The 13,096-nt window shown below is 73.8% G+C and carries 12 protein-coding genes; 8 read left to right on the forward strand and 4 right to left on the reverse strand.

Going from position 1 to position 13,096, the window contains the following annotated elements; genetic code table 11:
• Positions 1-183 precede the first annotated feature (183 nt).
• The 4 genes from K7396_RS23135 (at position 184) to K7396_RS23150 (ending at position 3,689) form a co-directional block, all read left to right on the forward strand.
• Positions 184-978, forward strand: coding sequence for an ABC transporter permease (locus tag K7396_RS23135; RefSeq protein ID WP_086716647.1), 795 nt, complete (start codon positions 184-186; stop codon positions 976-978).
• Between the two features lie 64 nt (positions 979-1,042).
• Positions 1,043-1,807, forward strand: coding sequence for an ABC transporter permease (locus K7396_RS23140; protein WP_086716646.1), 765 nt, complete (start codon positions 1,043-1,045; stop codon positions 1,805-1,807).
• Positions 1,808-1,874: 67 nt separating this feature from the next.
• Positions 1,875-2,975: an ABC transporter ATP-binding protein gene (locus K7396_RS23145; protein WP_086716630.1), complete on the forward strand. Its 1,101-nt coding sequence runs from the start codon at positions 1,875-1,877 to the stop codon at positions 2,973-2,975.
• 9 nt (positions 2,976-2,984) lie between these two features.
• Positions 2,985-3,689, forward strand: coding sequence for a DUF1707 SHOCT-like domain-containing protein (locus K7396_RS23150; protein WP_086716631.1), 705 nt, complete (start codon positions 2,985-2,987; stop codon positions 3,687-3,689).
• 24 nt (positions 3,690-3,713) lie between these two features.
• Here the strand turns inward: K7396_RS23150 and K7396_RS23155 are convergent, their stop codons facing one another.
• Positions 3,714-5,024, reverse strand: a complete 1,311-nt coding sequence (locus K7396_RS23155) for an SGNH/GDSL hydrolase family protein (protein WP_086716632.1) — start codon at positions 5,022-5,024, stop codon at positions 3,714-3,716.
• Positions 5,025-5,307: 283 nt separating this feature from the next.
• Between K7396_RS23155 and K7396_RS23160 the strand changes: the two genes are divergently transcribed.
• The 4 genes from K7396_RS23160 (at position 5,308) to K7396_RS23175 (ending at position 9,353) form a co-directional block, all read left to right on the forward strand.
• Positions 5,308-6,660 (forward strand): DUF445 domain-containing protein, encoded by a 1,353-nt coding sequence (locus K7396_RS23160; RefSeq protein ID WP_086716633.1) that lies wholly within the window; start codon positions 5,308-5,310, stop codon positions 6,658-6,660.
• 67 nt (positions 6,661-6,727) lie between these two features.
• Positions 6,728-7,513, forward strand: coding sequence for a class E sortase (locus K7396_RS23165; protein WP_143589054.1), 786 nt, complete (start codon positions 6,728-6,730; stop codon positions 7,511-7,513).
• A 32-nt stretch (positions 7,514-7,545) separates the two neighbouring features.
• A complete protein-coding gene (locus K7396_RS23170; RefSeq protein ID WP_086716635.1) occupies positions 7,546-7,779 on the forward strand; it encodes a DUF3311 domain-containing protein in 234 nt (77 codons plus the stop codon).
• Positions 7,776-9,353, forward strand: a complete 1,578-nt coding sequence (locus K7396_RS23175) for a sodium:solute symporter family protein (protein WP_152104455.1) — start codon at positions 7,776-7,778, stop codon at positions 9,351-9,353. Before K7396_RS23170 ends, K7396_RS23175 begins: the two co-directional genes overlap by 4 nt.
• On the opposite strand, the gene K7396_RS23180 is transcribed toward K7396_RS23175, so the two are convergent.
• From K7396_RS23180 to K7396_RS23190, 3 genes are all read right to left on the reverse strand, one after another.
• Positions 9,337-10,296, reverse strand: coding sequence for an SCO0930 family lipoprotein (locus K7396_RS23180; protein ID WP_086716637.1), 960 nt, complete (start codon positions 10,294-10,296; stop codon positions 9,337-9,339). The two genes, K7396_RS23175 and K7396_RS23180, sit on opposite strands and share 17 nt — an antisense overlap.
• A 183-nt stretch (positions 10,297-10,479) precedes the next feature.
• Positions 10,480-12,030, reverse strand: a complete 1,551-nt coding sequence (locus tag K7396_RS23185) for an NADH-quinone oxidoreductase subunit NuoF family protein (protein ID WP_086716638.1) — start codon at positions 12,028-12,030, stop codon at positions 10,480-10,482.
• Entirely contained in the window at positions 12,027-12,638 is a 612-nt protein-coding gene (locus tag K7396_RS23190; RefSeq protein WP_167392721.1) for a hypothetical protein, read from the reverse strand. The genes K7396_RS23185 and K7396_RS23190 overlap by 4 nt, the downstream gene beginning before the upstream one ends.
• Between the last annotated feature and the right edge of the window lie 458 nt (positions 12,639-13,096).

A 13,096-nucleotide genomic window follows, 5' to 3' on the forward strand; every position in this document is an offset into this window, starting at 1 on the left:
CCCGGTCCCCGGTCAGGCGGGGTGGCGCGCACCGAAGTCCGCGAGCCGACCGGCCGAACGGCGCCCATGGCTCACCCGAAGCGGTGATAAAGCGATGGCGGGTCGCCGTGCTCCGGGCCTAGGCTCCGGTGCTTTGGCCGTCCGACGACAACGGGGCGGACAACGAGGCCGGGGGTGAGCGTCGTGTGGTACCTCGCGGTGGCGGCCGGCAGCTTCCGGCGGTACGCCACCTACCGCGTCGCCACCGTGGCGGGGGTGTTCACCAACACCGTCTTCGGCTTCATCGTGGCGTTCACCTACCTCGCGCTGTGGCACGAGCGGCCGCATCTGGGCGGCTACGACCAGGCGCAGGCGCTGGCCTTCGTATGGACCGGGCAGGCGCTGCTGGCCTCGACGGGGCTGATGGGCGGCGGGCTGGACGAGCTGCAGGAGCGCATCCGCAGCGGCGACATCGCGGTGGACCTCTACCGGCCCGCGGACCTGCAGCTGTGGTGGCTCGCCGCGGATCTGGGGCGGGCCGGGCTGCAGCTGATCGGCCGCGGGGTGGCGCCGATGGTGGTGGGGGCGCTGGCCTTTCCGCTCGCGCTGCCCGGCGATCCGCTGACCTGGGGCGGGTTCCTGCTGTCGGTGCTGCTCGGGGTGGTGGTCGGGTTCGCGCTGCGCTACCTGGTCGCGCTGGCGTCGTTCTGGCTCCTCGACGGCGCGGGGCTGGCCCTGATCAGCGGCCTGGCCTGCATGTTCTTCTCGGGGATGGTGCTGCCGCTGCGGGTCTTCCCCGGTGCGCTGGGCGAGGTCGCCCAGCTGCTGCCGTGGGCGGCGGTCCTCCAGGTGCCGGCCGATGTGCTGGTGGGGGCGCGCAGCGGCGGCGCGGTGCTGCGGGGGCTGGTGTTCCAGGCCGCGTGGGGCGGGGCGCTGCTGGCGCTGGGGCGGCTGGTGCAGGCGGCGGCGACCCGCAAGGTGGTGGTGCACGGTGGCTAGGAAGGCGGGCGACGGCGGGGGACGGGTCGCGCAGGGGCTCCTGGCGTACCGGCTGATCGTGCGGATGTGGGTGCGCTCGGCCCTCGCCTACCGGGCGTCGTTCCTGATGATGGCGTTCGGCAACTTCGCGGCCAACGCCCTGGACTTCGTCGCGATCATGCTGATGTTCTCGCGGATCGACGCCCTCGGCGGCTTCTCGCTGCCCGAAGTGGCGTTCCTGTACGGGACGTCCGGGGTGTCGCTGGGCCTGACGGACCTGCTGCTGGGCAGCATCGAGGGGCTGGGCCGGCGGGTGCGGGACGGCACCCTCGACGTCCTGCTGCTGCGGCCCGCGCCGGTCTTCGCGCAGGTCGCGGCGGACCGTTTCGCGCTGCGCAGGCTGGGCCGGCTCACCCAGGCGGTGCTGGTGCTCGGCTGGTCGCTGCCCCGTATCCCGGTGGACTGGACGGTGGGCCGGGCACTGATGGTGCCGCTGATGGCGGTGTGCGGGGCGGCCATCTTCGCGGCGGTCTTCACGGCGGGCGCCGCCTTCCAGTTCTGGGCGCAGGACGCGGCCGAGGTGCAGAACTCCTTCACCTACGGCGGCAACGCGATGCTGCAGTACCCGCCGACGGTGTTCGCCAGGGAGCTGGTGCGCGGGGTCACCTTCCTCGTCCCGCTGGCGTTCGTGAACTGGCTGCCCGCCCTGCGGCTGCTGGGCCGCCCCGATCCGCTGGGGCTGCCGGGCTGGGTGGACTTCCTGGGGCCGGTGGTGGCGGCGCTGATGTGCGCGGGGGCGGGGCTGGCGTGGCGGCTGGGGCTGCGGTCCTACCGCAGCACCGGCAGTTGACAGGGCATCGGCGGCGTCGGCGGCACGGCGCGCCGGGGCCGCGGCAGGGGACGGCGAAGGAGGACGGGTGACGGACGAGAGGGCCGGGGCGGAGCCGCTGATCGAGGTGGACGGCCTGGAGAAGGTGTTCTCGGTGCGGCGCAGGGCCGGCCGGCTGCGGCGGGTGCGGCAGGAGGTCCGGGCCGTGGACGGCATCTCCTTCCGGGTACCGCGCGGCGAGATGGTCGGCTACATCGGCCCGAACGGCGCCGGGAAGTCCACCACGATCAAGATGCTGACGGGCATCCTGGTGCCCAGCGGCGGCCGGCTGCGGATCGCGGGCATCGATCCGTCCCCGGGCGCCGGGCGCCGCCCCCGCGGCCGTGCCGCCGCGGCCCCCGGGCTCCTGCGCAGGGGGTACCCCGACCGCGAGCGGACCCGGCTCGCCCGCCGGATCGGGGTGGTCTTCGGGCAGCGCACCACCCTGTGGTGGGACCTGCCGCTGAAGGACTCCTACGAGCTGGTGCGGCGGATGTACCGGGTCCCGGACGCCGTCTACCGCGCCAACCTGGAGCGCTGTGTCGAACTGCTGGACCTGGCGCCGCTGCTGGCCGTACCGGTGCGGCAGCTGTCGCTGGGGCAGCGGATGCGCGGCGACCTCGCGGCGGCGCTGCTGCACGACCCCGAGGTGCTCTACCTCGACGAGCCGACCATCGGCCTCGACGTGGTCAGCAAGGCGAAGGTGCGCGGGTTCCTGCGCGAGGTGAACGCCGAGCGGGGCACCACGGTCCTGCTGACCACGCACGACCTGACCGACATCGAGCAGCTGTGCCGCCGGGTGATGGTCATCGACCACGGCCGGCTGGTCTACGACGGGGGTCTCGACGGGCTGCGGGCGGCCGGCGGCGGCGAGCGGACGCTGGTGGTGGACCTGGAGCGGCAACTGCCCCCGATCGAGGGCGTGCCGGGCGCCCGGACGGTCCGGGTGGACGGGCCCCGGCAGTGGCTGGCGTTCCCGGCAGCGCAGAGCGCGGCGCCGCTGGTGGCCGCGGTCGCCGCGCGCTACCCGCTGGTGGATCTGTCGGTGCGGGAGCCGGACATCGAGACCCTGATCGCCGAGCTGTACGCGAGGGGCCGGAAGGGGGCGGATACCGGGCGGAGCGGGGGCAAGGAGGGCCACGCCCTCTAATGTGTCCGTATGACTGAAGAACTCCCGGAACTGCGCGCCGCCGACGCCGACCGCGAGCGGGTCGCGGAGATCCTGCGGGACGCCGTCGCGGAAGGGCGGCTGGCGATGGAGGAGTTCGACGAGCGGCTCGACGCGGCCTACCGGGCGCGCACCTACCGGGAGTTGGAGCCGCTCACCGCCGACCTGCCGGTGGCCGCCGCGGCGCCGGCCCCGCTGTCGCTGCGCAAGGAGAGCGCGGCGCCGGCGCCGTGGGCGGAGCGGATCGCCGCGGAGGGGACGCGGGGGTCCACGGCCGGCGTCGCCGTGATGGGCGGCTTCCAGCGCAAGGGCCGGTGGACGATCGGGCGCCGCTTCACCGCGTTCTGCCTGATGGGCGGCGGCGAGATCGATCTGCGCGAGGCGGACTTCGCCGGGCCCGAGATCGTCATCAGCTGCTGGGCCGTCATGGGCGGGGTGAGCATCGTGGTGCCGCCGGGCGTGGATGTCGAGGTGCGCGGCCTGGGCATCATGGGCGGCTTCGACTCGCGCGAGGACGGGGTGCCGGGCGAGCCCGGCGCGCCGCGGGTGATCGTGGGCGGGCTGGCGCTGCTGGGCGGCGTCGGCGTCGAGCGCAAGCTGCCCAGGGCGGAGAAGCGGCGGCTGAAGGACGAGCAGCGGCGCCTGAAGCAGGAGCGCCGCCGCCTCGGGGACCACCCGCGCGGGGAGTTGGACTGAGGCGGCGGCGTCGCTCCGTTCGGGTCAGAGCGCGGCGGGCGCGGCCAGCTTGAGGTGGGCGAGGTTCACCGTGTTGGCCATCGCCCGGAAGCCCTCGTCGTTCGGGTGGAGATGGTCGCCGGAGTCGTAGGCGGGCCGCAGCCGCCCCGGCGCCGCCGGGTCGCGCAGCGCCTTGTCGAAGTCGACGACCTCGTCGTAGACGGTGCCGGAGCGGATGATGCGGTTGACCCGTTCGCGCGTCGAGTTCAGCACGGCGGAGTACCCGCGGTGCCCCCCGAACGGGCTAAGGGTGCTGCCGGTGACGCGCAGGCCGCGGGCGTGCGCCTGGCGGACGATCTCCCGCATCCCCGCGACGATCTTCTCCGGGTCGAGCTGGCGCGGCGTCTTGAACAGGTCGTTCAGCCCGATCTCGACGATCACCGCCTTCACGCCGGTGCGCGAGAGCGCGTCGCGCTCCAGGCGGGACAGCACGCTGGGCCCGTTGTTCGGGGAGAAGCGTGAGCCGTTGACCAGCAGCCGGTTCCCGCTGATGCCCTGGTTGAGGACGCCGTAGCGGGGCGCGCCGGGCTCGTTGCGCAGCCGGGCCGCGAGGAAGTCCGTCCAGCGGTGGTTGGCGCCGGCGGTGGAGGTGATGCCGTCGGTGATGGAGTCGCCGATCGCCACGACCGAGCCGCGGGCCTGGGTGCTCCACACGTCCACACCGGTCAGGTAGCGCCAGTACGGGCTCTGCTCGGTGTAGGCCGCGCCGGTGGCGTCCTCCGCCCGGTCGCCGCGCGCGAGGTAGGAGGTCTGCCGGGCGTAGGGGTGGTAGGTGGCGGGCCCCGACGGGGACGGGGAGTAGGTGGTGACCAGCAGGTCGGCGTCGCCGGGCACCTTCAGCCGGGTCGGGTCGCTGGTGACCGCGCCGCCCGCCGGGATGGTCACCGCGGGCTTGCCGTTGAAGGACAGCCGCCGCATGGTGCCGCTCGCGGCGGTGGGGTTGCTGGGGGCCGCGGCCAGCGCCAGGGTGGCATGGCTGACCACCAGCGGGCGGGTGCCGTAGAGGTTGGAGAGCTGGATACGGACGCCCGAGCCGCCGACGCTGGTGTGCACGACGTTGCGTATCGACGTTCCCGAGTAGCCGTTGAGGGTGCCGGGCTCGGCCGCCGCCGCGGCCGCCGACCAGGTGCCGACCCACTGCCCGGAGACCGCCGGCGCGGCCGGGTCGCGGGGCTTGTGCGAGGCGTCGCCCGAGCCGCCGTTTTCGCCGCCGAAGCCGACGAATATCGCGGTCGAGATCAGCACCACCACTGCTGCCAGACCGGCGAGCAGGGAGTAACCCACACTTTTCTTCATGCGGGAGGGGTCTCCTGGGTAAAGCGGAGCAGCACGCTCCGGGCGGGCAAGGGCAGCGGATGATCAGCGGCACCGTTGCGGTCCGATCGGTCCCCCATGATCCCACGGACCTCCGGCGCGCCGCCCGGCGCCCCGCTCGATGCCTCCCTGGCTTGGACGCGGGGAACTCGTGGTTCGTTCCAGGAGTAGGTCACAGTGGGGTATACGGCCGAACCGGTGGCCGGTGCGCGGAACCGGACGGTCCGGAGGGATGGCGGGGGGCACGGTGGGAACGGTGGAACGGATGGAACGCACATCTGCGGACAGGACGCCGCATGCGGGACGGGCCCCGGCGCCGGGCGCGCCGCGGGGCGGCCGGTCCGCACCGGCCGGCGGCTTGGCGTACGGCGCCGCCGACGAGGAGCGGCGGCGCGCCGTACGCCGGATGAAGGCGCTGGCCACGGGGCTGCTGCTGGCCGTCGCGCTGGTCTACGCCCTGGCGAAGTGGGCCGGGGCCGCCGGGGCGGGCGGCTGGACCGGGTTCGTCGCGGCGGCCGCGGAGGCCGGCATGGTGGGCGCGCTGGCCGACTGGTTCGCGGTCACCGCGCTGTTCAAGCGGCCGATGGGGCTGCCGATCCCGCATACCGCGATCATTCCTACCAAAAAGGACCAACTGGGGCAGAGTCTGGGTGATTTCGTCGGCGAGAACTTCCTCTCCGGCGAGGTCGTCCGCCGGCGGCTGCGCTCCGTCGGCATCGGCCGCCGGGTCGGCGGCTGGCTCGCCGAGCCCGGCAACGCCGACCGGGTCACCGCCGAGCTGTCCACGGCGCTGCGCGGCGCGCTGACCGTGCTGCGCGACTCCGATGTGCAGGCGGTGGTCGGCGAGGCCATCACCCGCCGCGCCGACGCCCAGGAGATCGCGCCCGGGATCGGCACGATGCTGGAGAAGGTCGTCGCCGAGGGCGGCCACCGGCGGGTGGTGGACCTGCTGGTCTCCCGTGTCCACGACTGGCTGGTCGAGCACGGCGACTCCGTGATGAGCGCGGTCTCCGGCGGCGCGCCCGGATGGACCCCGCGGTTCGTCGACCGCAAGGTGGGCGACCGCGTCTACAAGGAGCTGCTGCGCTTCGTCACGGAGATGCGGGACATGCCCGAGCACCCGGCGCGCGGGGCGATCGACCGCTTCCTGCGGGACTTCGCGGACGACCTGCAGTCCGACCCCGGGACCCGGGCCAAGGTCGAGCGGCTGAAGTCCGAGGTGCTGGGCCGCGGCGAGGTGCAGGACCTGATCGCCTCGGCGTGGGGCTCGGTGCGGGCGATGATCGTCGCCGCGGCCGAGGACGAGCGCAGCGAACTGCGGATGCGGGTGCGGGCCGCGCTGCTGTCCCTGGGCCGGCGGCTGGCCGGCGAGGAGCGGCTCCAGGGGAAGGTGGACGGCTGGCTGGAGGGCGCGGCCGTCTATGTGGTGACGCGGTATCAGAGCGAGATCACGGCGCTGATCACCGACACCGTCGCCGGCTGGGACGCCGAGCACACCTCGAAGAAGATCGAGGCGCACATCGGCCGGGACCTGCAGTTCATCCGGATCAACGGCACCGTCGTCGGCGCCCTGGCCGGCCTCGCCATCTACGCCGTCTCGCGGGCCTTCGGCGGCTGACCCCGGCCGCGGACACCGGGGCGCGCCGCCTCTGGTGGCTTCGGCCCGCAGGGCTTACGGTGCCCGCGTGCGGGAGCGGATACCGGTAGTCGTACAGGGGCGGCGCACCCGTCGCTCCCGTGCCGCGCGGGCGCTGTGGACGGGTGCGGAGCTGGCCGTGACGCTCGGCGCGGTGCTCCTGCTGCTCGTCGTCCACCAGCTGTGGTGGACCAACCGTCAGGCGCAGCGCGCGGCGCACGACCAGGTGGACCGGCTGGAGCGGCAGTGGGAGGCCAGGACCGCCGCACCGGCCGCGCCCCCGCGGCCCGGTGACGACGGCTCGGCCGAACAGGCCGCGCGCGGCGGCCCGCCGTCCGGCGCGTCCGGCCGCCGGGCCGCGGGCCGGCCCCCGGCGCCGCCGCGGAACCCGGCGTACGCCGTCCTGCGCATCCCCCGGATCGGCCTGACCGCCCCCGTCGCCGAGGGCGTCGGCAAGGCCGCGGTCCTCAACAAGGGCTACGTCGGCCACTATCCGCACAGCGCCCGGCCCGGCGAGCGGGGCAACGTCGCGCTGGCCGGGCACCGCAACACCCACGGCGAGCCGTTCCGCCGCCTGGACCTGCTGCGCACCGGCGACACGGTCCTGATCGACACCGCGGCGGCCCGCTACACCTACGTCGTGCGGCGCACCCTGGCGCGCACCACCCCCGCCGACGGCACGGTCCTCGCCGCCGTCCCGTACAGCGGCGTGCACCCCGCCGCCCGCTTCACGGCGCCCGGCGCCTATCTGACCCTGACGACCTGTACGCCCGAGTACACCTCCACCTACCGGCTGGTGGTCTGGGGCGTGTTGCGGTCGACACAGTCCCGGTGAGGGCGGGCGCGGGTCGCCTAGGCTCTTCCCCCGTGCGAAACGAGACCACCGGCGGGCGATCCCCGGGTTCGAGAAGGCGCCCCGCGCTGCTGTGGCTGCTGCTGCCGTACGTGCTGTTCCTGGCGGTGCTGCCGCTGGTGAACCGGGCGACGCCGACGGTGCTCGGCCTGCCGTTCCTGTTCTTCTGGATGCTGGTGGCGACGCTGGCGACCCCGCTGTCGGTGGGGCTGGCGCGGCGCGCCGACCGCAAGCGGGGCCGGGTATGAACGCCGCGGTCGCCACCGCCGTCTTCGGCGCCTTCATGGTCCTCACCGTCGTCCTCGGCCTGCTCGCGGTGCGCGGCCGCGGCTCCGGCGGGGGGCTCGCCGAGTGGTCGGTGGGCGGCCGGAGCCTGGGGACGGTCTTCATCTGGGTGCTGATGGCCGGCGAGAGCTACACGAGCTTCAGCTACCTCGGCGCGGCCGGCTGGGGCTACCGGTTCGGCGCCCCGGTGCTCTACGTCCTGGCCTACATGTCCTGCGGCTATGCGCTCGGCTACGTCGTCGGGCCGATGCTGTGGTCCTACGCCCGCCGGCACCAGCTGGTCGGCATCACCGACATGGTCGCGCACCGCTACCGGGCGCCCTGGCTCGGCGCCGTCGTCGCCCTGCTGGCCACCGTCTGCCTGCTGCCGTACATCCAGCTGCAGATCACCGGCATGGGCGTGGTCGTCTCGACCATCTCCTACGGTGCCATCAGCCTCAACTGGGCCTGTTTCATAGCCTTCGCCGTCACCACCGGCTTCGTCGTGATCAGCGGGCTGCGCGGCAGTGCCTGGGTGTCGGTGCTCAAGGACGTCCTGGTCATCGCGACCCTCGGCTTCCTCGCGGTCTATGTGCCGCTGCACTACTTCGACGGCTACGGGCCCTTCCTGCACCGGATCGTCGCCGAGCGCCCGCAGTGGCTGACCTTCCCGGGCCACGCGTCGGGCGGACTGGGCCCGGTCTGGTTCGTCACCACCACGGTCGTCAACTCCCTGACGGTGGTCGTCTTCCCGACGACCGTGGCGGGCTATCTGGGGGCCCGCAACGCCGAGGTGCTGCGCCGCAACGCCCTCTACCTCCCGTTCTACAACGTGCTGTTGTTCGTGCCGATGCTGCTGGGAATGGCCGCGCTGTTCGTGGTGCCCGGCCTGGTGGGCGCGGGCTCCGATCTCGCGCTCTTCAAGATGGTGGTGGACTCCCTTCCGGCCTGGGCCGTGGGGCTGATCGGGGTGGCCGCCGCCCTCTCCTCCATCGTGCCGATGGCCGTCTTCATGCTGGTCATCGGCACGATGTGGGGGAGGAGCGTGCTGGGGGCGCGCTCGGGGGCCGGCGGCGGGGCGGCCGGGGAGGCTTCCGGGGACGGTGGTCGGCGGACGGTCGGCGGACGGCAGAAGCTGTGGTCGCAGCTGGTCGTGGTGGGGGCCGGGGCGCTGGCGCTGGCGCTGACCTACACCGCCCCCGACACCCTCGTCCGGCTGTCCTTGATCTCGTACGAGGGCATGGCGCAGCTCGTGCCGATGCTGCTGCTGGGGCTGGTGTGGCGGCGGTTGACGCTTCGCGCCGCGGTGAGCGGCCTGATGGCGGGCTTCGCGCTCGTCTGTGTCCTGGTCTTCGGGGGACACGACCCGGTGTGGGGGATGAACGCGGGACTCGTCGGGCTCGCCGTGAACGTGGCGGTGGCGCTCGGGGTCACCTGGCTGGGGCCGCGCGACACGGACGACAGGCCGGACGCCGAGGTGCTGGCGCTGGACGACGAGTTCCCCCGGGACGGCGCGGTGGCGCCGGGCGGGGCGGTCGGCCCTACGGCGTCGTCGTGATCTTCTTGCCCTCCTTGGAGACCGCGAACCACAGGCCCATCTTGCCCTGGCCGTTGATGTCACCGGGCTGCTTGTCGCCGGTGAACCAGTAGACCGGCCAGCAGTCGACGGCCAGCTGGCGGGTGCCGTCGGGGCGGGTGACGGTGGAGATGAGCTTGGGGGCGATGCCGTTGAGCTTGGAGCGGTCGGCCGGCTTGGCGGGCTTCCAGGTGTCCAGGCAGGCGTCGTTGCAGCCGAACTTCATCGGCCAGGCGCTGTCCTTGTTGAAGCGGTAGAGCGTGCGGCCCTCGCCGTCGACCAGGATCGAGCCGAGCTGCGGGTGGTTGAACACCGAGACGTCGCCGGGCTTTTCGGCGCCGGCCTTCTTGCCGTCGGCGGCCAGCGCGTTCCAGGTGCCGCCCACGCCCTGGCCCTTGGTGTCGCCGGGCTTGGTGTCCTTGACGTAGCGGTAGGCGGGCCAGCCGCCGATGGTGAGCTGCTTGGTGCCGTCGGCGCGGGTGACCGAGCCCAGCTTGCTCTTGTCGATGCCGGCCGGGGCGCTGGCGCCGTCGGCGGGGACCACCGGCCAGGTGGTGGCGCAGGAGCCGGAGCAGTTGGACTTGGACGGGTCCGCGGTGTCCTTGTCGAAGCGGTAAAGGGTCATGCCCTTGGAGTCGGTGACGACCGGGCCGAGTTCGCTGTCCTGGTGCAGGGCCAGCGTGCCGGCGCTGGGCGCGGCCTGCGGGGCCTTGCCGCCGTTGTCGCCGCCGGCCTGGCCGCCGTAGCCGTCCGTGCCGGAGGCCGACCCGGAGGAGCCGTAGTCGCTGGTGCCCTGCCCGGCGGGCTGGACGTTGTCGGCGGTGGGGGTGCCGGCGCTCTGGTTGTCGCTGCTGCCGCAGGCGGCGGTCAGGGCCAGGGTGGCGACCGCCATGGCCGCGAGACCCGCACGACGTCGAGTGCTCATGTTGTCTCCTTGGTCGGTGTGTTCCGTCGCTTGCTGAGGTGAGGGCCGAAGCGGTGGCCCGGCCCTGTGGTGGCCCGGAGCCCCCGGCGGGGTGCCGTCGCCGGGGGAATACGCGCTACGGGGGGCCGGGCGTTCAACGCGGCCGGAGAATTTTCCCCGCGCGCAAAAACCGTGCCCCGTAGGTCAGTTGCCGCCCTGCACGCGCAGCGCGAGCGCCGGACAGCGGCGCACCGCCAGCTGCGCGCGGCGCCGCATCCGGGCCGGCAGCGGCATGCTCGCCTTCTCCGGGTAGCCGTCCGGGCCGAGCTTGATGATGCCGGGCACCACGTCCGCGCACAGGCCGTGGCCGCGGCACAGCGTCCAGTCGACCAGCAGCCGCTCCTGCGGCGGCGCGGCCGGCCGGGAGGGCGCGGGCACCGGCTGCGGCACGGTGGACGGCAGCGGCCGGCTCCCGGTGACCGGCAGCGCCCCGGTCACCGGGCGGCCGCATCCGAACCCCTGCGCATGCCGCTCGAACTCCTCGGGGAAGGCGGCGAGGGCCGAGGCGACGAAGCGCGCGGTGCCGTCCGGATGGCTGCAGGCGCCCCGCTTCTCGACCGCCCGCATCCGCGCCTGGACGGCCTCCAGGGCGGCCGAACCGCCGCCCCGTACGGCGCGGTCGAGCTGCTCGGCGAGCGCGGGCAGGCCCAGCACACAGGGGCCGCACTGGCCGGCCGACTCGGCGCCCATCCACTGCGCGACGCGTACCGTCTCGCCCGCGGGGCAGGTGTCGTAGGGCAGCGGCAGCACCGCGCCGGCCCCGAGCACCGCGTTGTACTCCGCCAGCGACTCCTTCGAGAGGTTCGCGGTCAGCGCGTCGGTGGGCGACACGAAGGTGCCGTGGTAGCCGCCGATCAGCACGCCCTGCCCCTGGTCCATGCCGCACAGCGCCAGGACGCGGGCCAGCGAGACGCCGTAGGGCACCTCCACCACGCGGCTGCCGGCGACCGTCAGCAGCAGCGTGCCGGGCTCCGTGGGCAGGCCCACCGTGCGGTAGCCGAGCGCGCCGAGCCGGGCGGCCACGGCGAGCTGGGCGTAGGTCTCGGTGTTGGACAGCAGCGTCGGCACACCGTTGAGACCGCGCTCGCTGGAGCGGATCTTGCGGCCCGAGGGGAGGCCGGGGCCGCCGCCCAGCCCGTTCGTCATCGCGGAGCCCTCGCCGGTGACGAACCGTTCGGTGAGCAGGGTGACCCGTAACGTCGGCCGCACCGGTCCGCGCTCGTCGATGGCGCTCTGGACGGACCTCAGCACGTCCATGCGGGTCACCCCGAGCGCGACCTCCTGGGCGCCCAGGGCGTCGGCGGCCAGCAGGGCGCCGTCGAGCACCAGGTGCGGGGCGTGCAGCAGCATCGCGGTGTCCTTGAGGCAACTGGGCTCGCCCTCGCTGCCGTTGACGACCACCGCGCCCTTGCCGTCGGCCTTGCGCATCCCGTCCATGACGGCGGTGAGCTTGCGGGCGAAGGGGAAGCCCGCACCTCCCCGGCCGCGCAGGTCGATGTCCTCGGCCAGCGCCACCAGCTCCGTGGAGGTGAGCTGCGGCAGGCTGCCGTGCCGGGACAGGTGTGCCACCCGGTCCATGCGCGGCAACTCGTCGAGGCCCGCCAGCAGGCGCGGCGGGCCGAAGGATGCCAGCGTCGGTACGGGCTCCGGGTCGGGGACGGCCGGGAGCGGACGGGTGGGAGCGGGGGCGGTCATGGGAGTTCTCCTGTGTTCCTGCGTGAATCGCGCATCCGGAGCGCGAGCCGTACGGCCACCGCGACGAGGCAGATGGCATAGCCGACGAGGGCGTAGCCGGCCGCGGGGCGGCCCGCCCTGAGGCCGTGCACCAGGGCCAGCCCCCAGGCGGCGTACGCGCTCATGTGCAGGCCCCGCCACCACCGGGAGGCGGTGATGCCGGTGAAGGCGCCGCGCACCGCGCCGGTCACCGCGACGGCGACGAACACGTAGGCGGCCAGGGTGCCGAGGCCGATGAGGCCGGGACGGGCGCCGTCGGTGAAGGGCACCGCGGCGGCCATCGCGTCGGTGTGGCCCTGGACGACCTTGGCCCAGATGTGCAGGCCGAGGAAGCCGAGGCCGGCGACGCCGGTGCCGCGGTGCACGGCCTGGGCGAGCAGCCGGTGGCCGGACTTCAGCACCATCCGGTCGGTGGCGGCCAGGCCCCACAGCACGGTGACCGACAGGGAGACCAGCGCGAGCACCCCGGCGCCGAAGTCGAGGAAGCTCAGCAGGGCGTCCATCGCGCCGGAGTGCAGCACGACGGCGAGGAAGAGCAGCAGTGCGGCCGGAAGCGCCGGGCGGAGCATGGCAGTTCCGGCGAAGCCGCCGGCCGGTCGGCGGGCCGGCGGCCCGGGTTCGTTCGGGGGACGCCGGGGGCGGGGCACGAAGGGCGACGACCGGGCTCGGTGCGTGGCGCGGCGGCTCTGCATACGCGGTGCGGACATCGGACCTCCCGGTGTCGGGGCGCGGGTGCGGGATGCGAATTTCGATGAAATCTCCCGGGGGCGTAATTTGCCCGGGGCTTTTGTTCGGGTGACCCCCGGTAACACTAAACATTCTGTAACCGGTCGGATACGCAGGGCCGTAATCCGGATGTGTAAAAGCATCTCCGAACGCGTTCAAGCTTTCGTAAGGTTTATCGCGCTGTGACAAATTCCTGCACTGGCATCGCGGTCGCGCGGGGTGACTCCGGATGATGCCGACTCAGGCGCCCGGGGGGCGCCAATCCCCAGTAACAGCCGCATCCCCGCCAGGATCGAGGTAG

Origin of the sequence: Streptomyces angustmyceticus, from assembly GCF_019933235.1 — a bacterium.
In the GTDB taxonomy this organism is placed as follows: Bacteria; Actinomycetota; Actinomycetes; order Streptomycetales; family Streptomycetaceae; genus Streptomyces; species Streptomyces angustmyceticus.

Bases quoted from the DNA above. Each gene is read 5' to 3' on its own strand.
- K7396_RS23140 (WP_086716646.1), top strand. From the start codon at position 1,043: ATGTGGGTGCGCTCGGCCCTCGCCTACCGGGCGTCGTTCCTGATGATG.
- K7396_RS23150 (WP_086716631.1), top strand. From the start codon at position 2,985: ATGACTGAAGAACTCCCGGAACTGCGCGCCGCCGACGCCGACCGCGAG.
- K7396_RS23155 (WP_086716632.1), bottom strand. From the start codon at position 5,024: ATGAAGAAAAGTGTGGGTTACTCCCTGCTCGCCGGTCTGGCAGCAGTG.
- K7396_RS23160 (WP_086716633.1), top strand. From the start codon at position 5,308: ATGGAACGCACATCTGCGGACAGGACGCCGCATGCGGGACGGGCCCCG.
- K7396_RS23175 (WP_152104455.1), top strand. From the start codon at position 7,776: ATGAACGCCGCGGTCGCCACCGCCGTCTTCGGCGCCTTCATGGTCCTC.
- K7396_RS23180 (WP_086716637.1), bottom strand. From the start codon at position 10,296: ATGAGCACTCGACGTCGTGCGGGTCTCGCGGCCATGGCGGTCGCCACC.
- K7396_RS23185 (WP_086716638.1), bottom strand. From the start codon at position 12,030: ATGACCGCCCCCGCTCCCACCCGTCCGCTCCCGGCCGTCCCCGACCCG.
- K7396_RS23190 (WP_167392721.1), bottom strand. From the start codon at position 12,638: ATGCTCCGCCCGGCGCTTCCGGCCGCACTGCTGCTCTTCCTCGCCGTC.